General features: G+C 72.2%; 10 protein-coding genes. 6 read left to right on the forward strand and 4 right to left on the reverse strand.

The features are described from left to right. Positions 1-414: 414 nt before the first annotated feature. Both B1205_RS21555 and B1205_RS21560 read left to right on the forward strand, forming a co-directional pair. Positions 415-1,566, forward strand: a complete 1,152-nt coding sequence (locus tag B1205_RS21555; RefSeq protein ID WP_254910111.1) for a helix-turn-helix domain-containing protein — start codon at positions 415-417, stop codon at positions 1,564-1,566. Next, on the forward strand, positions 1,547-2,116 hold the full coding sequence (locus tag B1205_RS21560; protein WP_089157256.1) for an NUDIX domain-containing protein: 570 nt from the start codon (positions 1,547-1,549) through the stop codon (positions 2,114-2,116). The genes B1205_RS21555 and B1205_RS21560 overlap by 20 nt, the downstream gene beginning before the upstream one ends. Positions 2,117-2,259: 143 nt before the next feature. Here the strand turns inward: B1205_RS21560 and proC are convergent, their stop codons facing one another. The 4 genes from proC to B1205_RS21580 form a co-directional block, all read right to left on the reverse strand. Then, positions 2,260-3,069, reverse strand: coding sequence for a pyrroline-5-carboxylate reductase (proC, locus tag B1205_RS21565; RefSeq protein ID WP_089157257.1), 810 nt, complete (start codon positions 3,067-3,069; stop codon positions 2,260-2,262). Positions 3,070-3,154: 85 nt separating this feature from the next. After that, complete coding sequence (locus tag B1205_RS21570; protein WP_089157258.1) at positions 3,155-4,183, reverse strand: 6-phosphofructokinase; 1,029 nt, start codon at positions 4,181-4,183, stop codon at positions 3,155-3,157. Positions 4,184-4,361: 178 nt separating this feature from the next. Then, the gene (locus B1205_RS21575; RefSeq protein WP_089157259.1) at positions 4,362-4,865 is read right to left on the reverse strand and encodes a pyridoxamine 5'-phosphate oxidase family protein; all 504 of its coding nucleotides are present in this window, start codon (positions 4,863-4,865) and stop codon (positions 4,362-4,364) included. Positions 4,866-4,946: 81 nt separating this feature from the next. Beyond that, the gene (locus tag B1205_RS21580) at positions 4,947-5,408 is read right to left on the reverse strand and encodes a polyadenylate-specific 3'-exoribonuclease AS (protein WP_089157260.1); all 462 of its coding nucleotides are present in this window, start codon (positions 5,406-5,408) and stop codon (positions 4,947-4,949) included. A 226-nt stretch (positions 5,409-5,634) separates the two neighbouring features. On the opposite strand from B1205_RS21580, the gene B1205_RS21585 reads away from it, so the two are divergent. The 4 genes from B1205_RS21585 to B1205_RS21605 all read left to right on the forward strand — a co-directional run bounded on the left by B1205_RS21585 (position 5,635) and on the right by B1205_RS21605 (position 12,722). Then, positions 5,635-6,327, forward strand: a complete 693-nt coding sequence (locus B1205_RS21585; protein ID WP_089157261.1) for a Crp/Fnr family transcriptional regulator — start codon at positions 5,635-5,637, stop codon at positions 6,325-6,327. 356 nt (positions 6,328-6,683) lie between these two features. Continuing rightward, positions 6,684-10,175, forward strand: a complete 3,492-nt coding sequence (locus B1205_RS21595; RefSeq protein ID WP_089157262.1) for an ATP-binding protein — start codon at positions 6,684-6,686, stop codon at positions 10,173-10,175. Between the two features lie 126 nt (positions 10,176-10,301). After that, the gene (locus B1205_RS21600) at positions 10,302-11,135 is read left to right on the forward strand and encodes a DUF308 domain-containing protein (protein ID WP_089157263.1); all 834 of its coding nucleotides are present in this window, start codon (positions 10,302-10,304) and stop codon (positions 11,133-11,135) included. A 168-nt stretch (positions 11,136-11,303) separates the two neighbouring features. Next, positions 11,304-12,722, forward strand: coding sequence for an alpha,alpha-trehalose-phosphate synthase (UDP-forming) (locus tag B1205_RS21605; protein ID WP_089157264.1), 1,419 nt, complete (start codon positions 11,304-11,306; stop codon positions 12,720-12,722). Positions 12,723-12,732 lie beyond the last annotated feature (10 nt).

The raw sequence follows: 12,732 nt of genomic DNA on the forward strand, positions 1-12,732 counted from the left end.
CGGTACGCCACAGCCAGCGTCATGACTGCCGACACATGGGCGATACGCACGCCGGGCAAGTGCGGTTCTTCGATATGCGCGCGGCGTATGACGAGTGCTCACACAGCGAGTTGAATGGATAGGCTCAGCGCAGCCCACGACGGACGGAGACGCCCGACCATGGCGAAATCGCCGGGACGTGACGCAAGCTGCCCCCGCTGCGGCGGATGGCTCGCCCGCGACAACACCAGCGGGCGCTGTGGACCCTGCCAGGCCGCCGAACGGGACCGCGTTGCCTCACCACCTGCTCTGCCCAACTCCTTCTGGGACCACGGGCCCATCCGGCAAGCGTTGGCCGAGCGTCACGTGGGCCGCACCATCCGGGCTTACCGATGCCACCCGTACCACGGCCGTCATCCACTGCCGCAGGAGACCGTGGCCCGCTGGCTCGGGCTCTCTCAGGCTCAACTCAGCCGAATCGAGAACGGCCCCGCGATCGTTCATCTTGACCGCCTGGCCCACTGGGCGCAGCTCCTACAGATCCCCGCTCGCCTGCTGTGGTTCGCGTTGCCCGAAGGCCATGAAAGTGGCAGAGCCGTCAGCTTCGCCGAGGTGGGAAAGCCGATCCTGAGGCCAGCAGGAGATCAATCCCTGCACTTCGTCCGGTCACTCCGACTGGCCGACCGCCGAGTCGGCGGGGGCCATCTGTACGCCACTGTGAGGGCTTATCTTGCGGACACGATCGCCGGACCAGTAGCCGGTGGCGCAAGCCCACCAGAAAAGACAGCATTCGCTGCTGTCGCCTCGCTCAACGAGATGGCCGGGTGGATGGCACACGACTCCGGGGCCGCGGAGCCGGCCCGCCAACACCTCGGCAACGCCCTGATCCTGGCAGGCAGGAGCGACGACCATCAACTGGTGGCGCAGGTGCACGCAGGGCTGAGTCATCTCGCCAACCACTGCGGCGACGCACACGGAGCGTTGTCCCACGCCCGGAACGGACTGGAGCATCTTCGGCAGGCTCCGTCGCACGGTCGGCTCCACGCCCGGCTCCTGGCGTTGCAGGCACGCGGTCTCGCCATCGCCGGCCAGCCGGTCGAAGCCACTCGAACGCTCGCCGACGCGGAAACATCGATGCACGGGCCGGTCGCGATGGCATCGGAATGGTTGAGCCCTTTCGACGTGACCTCGTTCGCCATCGAGGCAGCACGCTGCTTCCTTCGCGTCGGTGATCTGTCCGAGTCCCAGCGCCGGCTGCGAGCGGCCCTGGCCGTCAGCCCGGCCGATCGGGTCAGAAGCCGCGCGCTGGCTCAGCTCATGCTGGTCACGGTGTTGCTCGGCAGGGGTCAGATCGAGGAGGCGTGCGCCGTGACCCATGAGGTCATGGACGAGATCGCCAGTCTCGGATCAGGTGTGATCATCGATCAGCTACGACACGCTTCGGTACTCTTCACGTCTTACGCAACGGCATGCGCCGTGGTCCCGCCGCTCCTCGACCGCCTCCGCGACACGATTCGCGAACGGTCATGGATCGGCGCGGTGGGTGCGCTACAGGCAGGAGCAGCCGGTGACGGACAACCCGGATGATCGCCCACTCTACGAGCGGGATCCGGTTGCATGGCAGGCACACCTGGCGGAGGGAAACGCGAAGCAGGCCCGCAAGCGGGTTGGCGCAGACGTCCTGATCAGGGACGAGCAAGGCAAGGTGCTGCTCGTCAACCCCCGGTACAAACCGGACTGGGACCTTCCCGGCGGCATGGTGGAGGCCAACGAGCGACCCGATGAGGCCGCCGAACGAGAGCTACACGAGGAACTCGGTTTTCGACTGACGGTAGGAAGGCTGCTGGTCGTCGACTGGGTAGCTCCGCATGGCCCGTGGGACGACAGCCTCATGTTCATCTTCGACGGCGGCGTGATTCGTAGCGACGAAGCAGAAGCATTGCGACTGACCGACAGCGAACTACTGGCGTATCGGATGAGTTCGCATGACGAAGCGAAGCTGATGCTCCGTCCGCATGTCTGGCAACGAGTCGCAAACGCCGTCGCAGCGGTCACGCTCGGCGCATGTCGATATCTTGTCAACGGCGAGTCTCATCCGGAAGACGCCCGTTCACCCCAGGGCGACGGATCGGCGTAAGCCGTCTGGTCACGACTTGAGCAGGCTGACCACGCCCGCCGAACACGAAGTCGGAGATCCGACTCCTCCTCACCAGCTCGGCATCGGCAGCTTGTTAAGCGGGGGCCCCGCCTCTACCGAATGCGTTAAGCGGGGGCCCCGCCTTACACCTGGGCCGCCAGTTCGCGGGCGCGGTCGCGGGCGGCCTCCAGCGCCGCGAGCATCGCCGCGCGTACCCCATGGTTTTCCAGCTCGCGCACGGCGGAGATGGTGGTGCCGGCGGGCGAGGTGACCGCCTCGCGGAGCTTCACCGGGTGTTCGCCGGAGTCGCGCAGCATCACCGCCGACCCGATCGCCGTCTGCACGATCAGCTCGTGCGCCACCTGGCGCGGCAGGCCGAGCAGGATGCCGGCGTCGATCATGGCCTCGACCAGCAGGTAGAAGTAGGCCGGGCCGGAGCCGGAGAGCGCGGTGACCGCGTCCTGCTGCGACTCGGGCACCCGGACGGTGGCGCCGAGCGGGGAGAACATCTCCTCGGCCAGGGCCAGGTGCTCGCCGGTGGCGTGCGGGCCGGGCGAGATGGCGCTCATCGCCTGGTCGACCAGCGCCGGGGTGTTGGTCATCACCCGCACCACCGGGGTGCCCTCGGGCAGCCGGCGGTTGAAGAAGCTGGTGGGCAGGCCGGCGCAGAGCGAGATGACCAGCTTGTCGGCCGGGACCTTCGGGCCGATCTCGTCGAGCAACGCGGCGGCGTCCTGCGGCTTGACGGAGACGGCCAGCACGTCGGCCTCGTCGACCGCGGTCGGGTTGTCCACCACCCGGACGCCGTAGCGGGCAGTCAGCTCCTCGGCGCGGGCGGGCCGCCGGGCGGTGGCGAGCAGCCGCTCCACCGGCCAGCCGGAGCGGAGCAGCCCGGAGAGCATCAGCTCGCCGATCTTGCCCGCGCCGATCACCGCGACCGTGTGCCCGCCCACCGCGCCTCCTCGTCCAACTCCGACGACTGTTAAAAGGGGGCCCCGCCTATGCAGAAGGCGTTAAGCGGGGCCCCCTCCTTACACCTCAGCTGCCGAAGAAGACTTCGGCCTCCTCGTACCGCTCCAGCGGCACGGTCTTCAGCTCACGGGTGGCCTCGGCCAGCGGGACGCGGACGATGTCCGTGCTCTGCATCGCGACCATCTTGCCCCAGTCGCCCTCGTGCACGGCGTCGATGGCCTGGAGGCCGAGCCGGGTGGCGAGCACCCGGTCGAACGCGGTCGGGGTGCCGCCGCGCTGGATGTGGCCGAGCACCACGGTGCGGGCCTCCTTGCCGGTCTTCGCCTCAAGCTGCTCGGCGAGCCACTGGCCGATGCCGCCGAGGCGGACGTGGCCGAAGGAGTCGAGCTCCTGGTTGTGCAGCACCATCTGGCCGTCCAGCGGCTGCGCGCCCTCGGCGACCACGACGATCGGGGCGTACTGGTGCTGGAAGCGCTTCTCGACGTAGCCGGCGACCTGCTCGACGTCGAACTGCCGCTCCGGCAGCAGGATCACGTTGGCGCCACCGGCGAGACCGGCGTGCAGTGCGATCCAGCCGGCGTGCCGGCCCATCACCTCGACGACCAGCGTGCGGTGGTGGCTCTCGGCGGTGGTGTGCAGCCGGTCGATCGCCTCCATCGCGATGTTGACCGCGGTGTCGAAGCCGAACGTGTAGTCGGTGGCGCCGAGGTCGTTGTCGATCGTCTTCGGCACGCCGACCACGTTGACGCCCAGCTCGTGGAGCTTGGTGGCGACGCCCAGGGTGTCCTCGCCGCCGATCGCGATCAGCGCGTCCACGCCCTGCGCGGCCAGGTTCTCCTTGATCCGCTCCACGCCGTTCTCGATCTTGAACGGGTTGGTCCGCGAGGAGCCGAGGATGGTGCCGCCGCGCGGCAGGATCCCGCGCACCTCCGCGATGCCCAGCGGCCGGGTCAGACCCTCCAGCGGGCCCTTCCAGCCGTCGCGGAAGCCCACGAACTCGTGACCGTAGGTGGCGACGCCCTTGCGCACCACTGCCCGAATCACCGCGTTGAGACCGGGGCAGTCGCCGCCGCCGGTGAGCACGCCGATACGCATGATCCGCTCATCCTCCTGAAGCATCGGGTGAAGCCCGGATAAGCCCCAGGATATGTGTCAGATCAGACATTCGGCGCCGTTGCCGGCCCGGGGCGGGCCGTCAGTGCGAACTGTAGTCGGCGCGGGTGTACGCCGGCACCGCACCCCGGCCCGTCCCGCCCACCGGCCCGGCTACCGGTCAGTAGCCCACCTCGTGGTTCTCCCCCAGCTTCGGTGGCTTCCCGGTCACCGCCGCCTTGGCGAAACCGAGCAGGTTGACCACCGTGCTGCCGGGCGAGTCCCAGTACTCCGCCGAGCCGGCGTGCACCTTGATCAGGGTGATCCCCGGCGTCTGGAGGCCGTCCGGGAACCACGCCTTGAGCAGCGGGTTCCACAGCTCCTTCGCGCGGGCGGCGTCCCACTCCTCCTGGGCGGTGCCGGCCACCGACACCCAGGCGTTGTGCCGCTGGTCCGAGAAGCCCACGTTGACCTGCGGGTTCACCCGGATCTGGCGGACCTTGGCGGAGTCGGCGTAGGCGAAGAACCACAGGTCGCCGTCGAAGTCCGCCTCCTGCAACCCCATCGGCCGGCTGACCAGGCGGCCGTCCACGGCGGTGGTGGTGAGCAGACAGATCCGGGCGTCCCGGATCAGCTCGGTGACCTTACGACGGGCGTCGGCGGCGCTGGGCGGCTCGTTGCTCATGGACCCTCCTCGGATCGGCGTGGATGCCGCTCCCGTGCCCAGGGCAGAACGGGTCAAACCTGCACCGGGATCACCGCGCGGTCATCGCACGGTCATCGCCCGCCAGCGGGCCAGGTTGTGCCGGGCGTCGACCAACGCGTCGTGCCGGTCGGCCTCGGCGTCCGGCAGCCGGGGCCGACCCCGGTCGTCCCAGAGCTGGCGCAGCTCCTTGGTGAACCGGGGGATCTCCCGGGGCAGCGCCGGCATCGCCCCCCAGAGCTGGGCCAGCACCACATGGTCGTACGCGGCGTACCAGGCCCAGAGTTCCAACTGCTCGCCCGGGCGGTCCCGCACCGGCGCCAGCAGGAACTCGTGCAGGTCGTCCCGGATCCGCTCACGCGAGCGCCAGGCCCGGTCGGCCGGCGAGGGGAGCTTGTCCAGCACGTTGCGCCGCACCCAGGGCACCGCCCGGGAGTCGTCGAACTCGGTGGAGACCGCGTAGAACTCGCGGCCGTACTCGTCGACGACGCCGATCGACACCAGGTCGACGGTGCGNTCGCCCATCGCCCCCGCGGTCCCTCCGGCGGGGCGTCCGCCGAGGTCGACGCGGTTCCCGCCACCGGCCGGGCATGGTCACGGAAGTGTCTCCGGGGGTGTACAGCACGCGACGGGAGCGTCATGATCTGATGTGTACCGCCGTCGGGCGCCGTCCGGTTGAGCTGCCTCGTACCGGGACTGACAGCTTCACCCGGTGTGCGAGTTGTGACTTTCGACGGGGAGGGGTTGAGCCGTGGAGTCTCGTCTGCCGGAGCCGGGTGACGCGCTCACGGGCGTCGAGATGTTCGCCGGGCTGGAGCCGGAGGTGCGGCAGCGGGTCATCGCCGCCGCCGTGCCGCGCACCTACCGCAAGGGGCAGCTCCTCTTCGTCGAGAACGATCCCGGCGAGTCGCTGATCGTGCTGCGCCGCGGCGCCGTGGCGGTGTTCCGCACCGCGCCCACCGGTGAGCGCGCCGTGCTGTCGGTGATCCGCCCGCCGGACGTGCTGGGCGAGGTCTCCCTGCTGGACGCCTCCACCCGGTCGGCCTCGGCCGAGGCGATCGAGGACTGCTCGGCCCTGGCGCTGTCCCGGCCCGCCTTCATGGAGCTGGTGCACTCCAACCCGCGCATCCTCGACGCGGTGATGCGCTCGCTCGGCCAGTTGATCCGCCGGCTCACCGAGCAGAACGCCGACCACGTCTTCCTCGACCTGCCCGGGCGGGTGGCCAAGACGCTGGTCCGGCTGGCCGGCGAGAGCCAGGCTCCGATGATCACGATCGAGCTCAACCAGAGTCAGCTCGCCGAGATGGCCGGCGGCTCGCGGCAGAGCGTCAACCAGGCGATCGGCTCGTTCGCCAGCCGAGGCTGGCTGCGTACCGAAGGGCGTCGCATCGTGGTCACGGACGTGGCCGCGTTGCGCCGCCGCGCCGGGATGAGCGACCGCTGACCGGCGGGGCCGGTGGCGTCGCCACCGNGCGCTCGGGCCGGGCCCGATCTTCTCCGGCTCGGTCTTCTTGTTCGGGGTCGTCGTGGTGGTCGGGGTCTCGGTCGATCCGGGCTGTTCCACCATGCCTTTTTCCTCCAGTTCGGCGAGGGTGACGGCGTCCACGTCGACCGTGTCGCCGGAGGCCCACACCGTCCCTCGTGGATCGGTCCATGAGACGGACAGCCGGACCTGCACGGCGAATCTCCCTGTCGGCGGGACTACCTGCTAGGGGAGACTAGACCCGGCCGAACAGTCGTGATGTCCCGCCGACCCGTCGGGTACCCGACTACCCGGCCACGCGGGACACTGGGCACCTCATGCGTACGGAGCCGGACATCGACCTCACCTGTGGACATTGCTCACGGAGCGCAGGGCCGGACGACCGCTTCTGCGGCGGGTGCGGTCGGCCGCTCGCGTTGGCCTGCCCGGGCTGCGGCCACGCCAACGACGCCGGGGCCAACTTCTGCACCAACTGCGGCCAGCCGCTGCGCGACCACGCGGTCGCCGTGCAGGAGGACCGTCGACAGGTGAGCGTGCTCTTCATCGACATCGCCGACTTCACCACGTACGCCGAACGCGCCGACCCGGAGCAGGCCCGCGGGCTCCAGCAGGTCTACTTCGCCACGGTCCGCCGCCTGGTGCACCAGTACGGCGGCGTGGTCGAGAAGTACATCGGCGACGCGGTGATGGCGCTGTTCGGCGCGCCGGTGGCGACCGACAACGACGCGCTGCGCTGCGTACGCGCCGGGTTGGAGCTGCAACGGAGTCTGGCCCGGCAGCCGGCCGGGCCGCACCCGCCGCTCGGTTTCCGGGTCGGCATCGCCACCGGCGAGGCCCTGGTCGACCTGGCCGCGGCGCGCGACGGCGGCCAGGCCTTCGTCACCGGCGACGTGGTCAACACCGCCAGCCGGTTGCAGGGGCTCGCCCCGGTCGGCGGCGTGGTGGTCGACGAGAGCACCTGGGCGGCCACCCGGCGGGAGATGGAGTACGCCGACCGGCCGCCGGTGACGTTGCGCGGCCGGTCCGCGGTGAGCCGGATCTGGCTGGCGGTCCAGGCCCGGCCGCGGCCCGACGGGCAGGGCGCCGAGCTGACCCCGATGGTCAACCGCGACCACGAGCGGGGGCTGCTGGTCAGCGCGTTGCACCGCACCGTCACCGAGCGCACCTCGCAACTGCTGACCGTCTTCGGCCCGGCCGGGGTGGGCAAGAGCCGGCTGCTGCGGGAGCTGGCCCGGCACGCGGCGAACCTGCCCGGGGCCCGGATCACCTGGCTGACCGGTCAGTGCCCCCCGTTCGGCGAGAACGTCACCTACGCCGCCCTGGCCGACATCGTGCGGAGCTGGGCCGGCGTGACCGCCACCGACGACCCGGCCGCCACCCGGGAGCGCCTGCGCGAGCGGCTGGGCCGGCTGGCCGACCCGCACGCGATCCGGCTGGCCGAGGCGCTGGGCCCGCTGGTCGGCGTCTCCGGCGAGCGGCTCACCTCGGCCGAGACCGAGGCGGCGTGGCGGCGTCTCCTGCTCGCGCTGGCCGCGACCGGCCCCACCGTGCTCGTCTTCGAGGACATGCACTGGGCCGACGAGGCGATGCTCTCCTTCGTCGAGCAGCTCGGCGCGGCGGCCCGCAACGTGCCGCTGCTGGTGGTCGCGACCGCCCGGCCGGAGCTGCGCGAGCGGCACCCGGCGTGGACCGGCACGATCAGCGGCGCGATGTCCATCTCGGTGCCCCCGATGCACGACGGGGACATCGACACCCTCTACTCGCTGCTGCTCGGCCAGGCCACGCTGCCCAGCGAGTCCCGCGCGCCGCTGATCGAGTTCGCCGACGGCAACCCGCTCTACGCCCAGGAGTACGCCCGGATGCTGCTCGACGGCGGGCTGGTCGAGCGCCCGGCCGGTGCGGTGCGGCTCGACCCGGCCGGCGGCGGGATGCCGCGTACCGTCCAGGCGGTCATCGCCAACCGGCTGGACCTGCTCGACGCGGCCGACCGCGCGGTTCTCCAGGCCGCCTCGGTGGTCGGCGTGCAGTTCTGGGCCGCGCCGGTGGCCCTGGCCCTGGGCCGGCCGGTGGAGTGGGTGGAGCGGGCGTTGCACCGCCTGCAACGGCGCGACCTCGTCCTGGAGCTGGCCACCTCGACCATGCCCGGCAAGCCCGAGTACCGATTCCGGCACGTCCTGGTGCGCGACGTCTGCTATCAACGCCTGCCCCGGGCCGAGCGCGTCACCCGGCACCAGCGCACCGCCGACTGGCTGGAGCAGCTCGCCGACGGCCGGCTGCACGACCTGGCCGAGGTCCTGGCGAACCATCGGTGGGCGGCGCACGAGATCGCCCGGACGGTCGGGCTCGACCCGACCCCGTACGCCGCCGCCACCCGGTCCGCGCTGCACCGGGCCGCCCGCCGGGCCTACGACCTGCACGCGCTGGAGACCGCGGCGACGCTGGTGGACCGCGCGCTCAGCGTGGAGTACGGGCCGGACCCGGCGCTGGAGCTGTTCCACGCCGAGTTGGCGTTCTACGCCGACCGCGACGGCTTCCTCGTCGACGGGGGGACGGACCTGCTCACCGCCCTGGCCGGGCGGCTGGCCGACGCCGGTGACCTGCCCGGCGCGGCGAAGGCCTGGCGGTTGCTCTCCACCGCGGCCTGGGCGCGCGCGGACCGGTCGGAGACGCTGCGCTGCCTGGACCGGGCGATCCGGCTGCACGCCACGCTGCCGGACTCCGAGGACAAGGTCGGCGCGCTGCTGGAGCGGGCGCGGGCGCACATGCTCGACGCCGAGACGGAGCCGGCCTGCGCCGCCGCCCGCAGCGCCGCCGAGCTGGCCGAGCGGCTGGAGCTGCGCGAGGCGCGGGCCAACGCGCGCATCACCCTGGCGGTGGCCCGCTACCAGGCCGGCGTCGAGGAGGCGTACGCCGAGCTGGCCGAGGTCACCGAGGAGTGTCGGGTGGAGCGGCTCACCAGCCGCCGTCGGGCGGTGCACAACCTCGCCTGGGTGTTGCAGGAGGAGGGCGACCTGGCCGGCTCGGCCCGGCTGGTCGACGAGCAGCGCTCGCTGGACCTGGCCGGCGAGCACGGCCTGACGGTCACCTTCAGCGACCAGTGGACCCGGTCGTACTACAGCGGGGACTGGACGGCGGCGCTGCGGATGGCCGAGGGGGCCACCCGGCGACCGACCGACGAGTGGGACATGCACATCGTGGCGATCTCCGGTTGGATCCGGGCGCTCGGCGACGGCCCGGCCGCCGACGACGGGCCGGACCTGGTGGACCAGGCGCTGGTCGCCGCCCGGCGCAGCGGTTTCCACCGGGTGCTGCGCTCGACCCTGGCCCACGCCGCGCTCTGCCGGGCGGTGCAGGGCCGCCGGGACGAGTCGCTGGCGTTGCTCGCCGAGCTGGACGAGGACTGGCGGCGGACCCGGATGATCCCGTTCGCCGAGTGGGTGCCGGCGGTGGGTCACGTCGCCGGCCTGCTCGGCGGCGACGCCGCGGTCCTGGTGCGTGACCTGCTGGGCCGTGCGCCGCGCGCGACCCGCTGGGCCCGTGCGGCCGGCCGGTCGGCGGACGCGGCGCTGGCCCGGCACGACGGCGACGCGGCCCGCGCGGGCCGGCTGTTCACCACCGCGGCGGCGGGGTACGCGGAGATGACCGACGTCACCGACCAGGTCATCGCGGCCGCGCTGGCGGTGGGGCCGCTGTCCGAGGCGGACCCGCCGGCTGCGGCGGCGACGCTGGCCCGGGTGCGCGCGTTCGCGGACCGGCACGGCGCCGTGGGCCTGCTCCGGATCGCAAAGGATGCGCGAAATCCGACATAGGGGCCCGGTCGCGACCTGCACCGGGCCGCTCACTTCGTACGCCGCGCCACAACGCACTCCCGGAACCGGGCTCCGGCGTGTCAGGATTCAGGGCACGACGTCAGGCCGCGGCGAAGGGGGTGTCCGGTGGCAGGGGGCGGGGCCCGCCGAGGGCGGCGGGACAACGGGCTCGACGCGGCCGAGTACGCGGTCGCGGGCGACGTGGATCCGCGCGTCGGTGAGCACCTGCTCGACGTGCTGGCCGCCGGCGGCATCGCGGCCTACCTCCAGCCCTCCTCCGACCTGAACCCGGTGACCCGCACCACCATCGTGCCGGCCCGACCGGTCGACCGGCTCTACGTGGACCGGTCCCACCTGACGACCGCCCGCGACTACCTCACCCAGCTCGCCGACGAGGGGCCCGGCGATCCGCCCCGCCGCGACGAGCCGGACATCGAGGCCGAGTGGGCCCGGATCGTGGCCGGTTTCCACACCGCGCCGAGCGCCGGCAGCCACCCCTGGCCGGCCGCCGAGGACGTCGACGACCCGGCCACCCCGGGCGGGGCCGCCGCCGGCCGCGCGGAGGAGCCGGCCGGCCCGACCGCCACCGACGTGCGCCGACTGCCCTACGCGGCGGACGTCTCCGGCATCTCGGTCAGCCGCGACCGGCACGACGAGCCTTCGCTGCTGGACGGGCTGGACACGTTCGGCACCGGCCTGCCGGACGATCCGGACGAGCACTACACCCCGCCTCCGCCGCCGCCGCTGCCCCACTTCTCGAAGTACGCGGTGCTGGGCGTGCTCTGCATCGTGCTCGGCTTCCTGTTCTTCCTCTCCCCCACCGTGCTGTCGCTGGTCGACCCGTCGGTGGTGACCCTGCTCGGCTTCACCGGCATCCTGGCCGGCTTCGTGATGCTCATCTGGCGGCTGCGGCCGGGCGACCGCGACGAGCACGACCCGGACGACGGCGCGGTGGTCTGAGGCGGGCGACTGCCCGGATCGCGGGACGCGGTACGCCCCGCGCCGATGGCGTAACAAGGGTGTAACTTACGGTCAGTAGGAATTATCGCAACGTCACGTCCCGCACCGGCTGTCCGGTTCGCGTTTCCCCTCCGGTCGCCGGCACCCCTGCTGAGCGGAATGCCTGAGATGCGACAGAGCCCCCTCGTGGTGGTGGCCAACCGCCTCCCCATCGACGACAGTGTGGCGCCCGACGGCGCCTTCGAGTGGCGCCGCAGCCCGGGCGGCCTGGTGAGCGCCCTGCACCCCCTGCTCCGGCACACGCCCGCCACCTGGGTCGGCTGGGCCGGCGGGACCGGTCCGGCCCCCGACCTGCCCGACCTCGACGGGGTCCGGATGCACAGCGTCCCCCTCAGCGACGAGGACTTCCGCGACCACTACGAGGGCTTCGCCAACGCCACCCTCTGGCCGCTCTACCACGACGCAGTCGAGCAGCCCGAATACCATCGCCGCTGGTGGGAGGCGTACCAGCGGGTCAACCGGCGGTTCGCCGAGGCCGCCGCCGAGGTGGCCGAGCCGGGCGGCCTGGTCTGGGTGCAGGACTACCACCTCCAGCTCGTGCCCGGCCTGCTCCGCGACCTGCGCCCCGACCTGCGGATCGGCTTCTTCCTGCATGTGCCGTTCCCGCCGCCGGAGCTGTTCATGCAGCTGCCCCGCCGCGCCGAACTGCTGCGCGGGATGCTCGGCGCCGACCTGATCGGCTTCCAGCGGGCCCAGGCCGCGCACAACTTCGCCCAGCTCGCCACCAAGGTGCTCGGCCTGTCCGCCACCGACCGGCGGATCGGCGTCGACGACCGGGTGGTGCGCATCGGCGCGTTCCCGGTCGCCATCGACACCGCCGAGATGGCCGCGCTCGCCGCCCGGCCCGAGGTCGCCGAGCGGGCCCGCCGCCTGCGGCAGGATCTCGGCCAGCCGGAGAAGGTCATCCTCAGCGTCGACCGGATGGACTACACCAAGGGCATCGAGCAACGGCTCAAGGCCTACCGCGAGCTGCTGGCCAGCGGCGACGTCAAGGTCCGGGACACCGTGCTGGTGCAGGTGGCGGTGCCCAGCCGGGACCGGGTGGCGCAGTACCAAATCCTCCGCGACCGGGTGGAGCACCAGGTCGGCCGGATCAACGGCGAGTTCGGGCGGGTCGGCGAGCCGGCGATCCACTACCTCACCCAGCCCTTCGACCGGGCCGAGCTGGTCGCGCTCTACCGGGTCGCCGACGTGATGGCGGTGACCCCGCTGCGCGACGGGATGAACCTGGTGGCCAAGGAGTACGTCGCGGCCCGGGTCGACGGCACCGGCGCGCTGCTGCTCAGCGAGTTCGCCGGCGCGGCCGCCGAACTGGCGCAGGCGTACCAGGTCAACCCGCACGACCTGGACGGGCTCAAGCAGGGGCTGCTCGCCGCGCTGCGGGCCGGCCCGGAGGACGTCGCGGCCCGGATGCACGCGATGCGGGAGCACCTCGTCCACAACGACATCCACGCCTGGGCGGCGTCCTACCTGAGCGCGCTGGAGGAGAGCGGTTCGCTGTTCGGCCGCCGCGCCGCCCCCCGCTGAGCCGACGCCC

The organism is Micromonospora sp. NBS 11-29 (assembly GCF_002140155.1).
In the GTDB taxonomy this organism is placed as follows: Bacteria; Actinomycetota; Actinomycetes; order Mycobacteriales; family Micromonosporaceae; genus Micromonospora.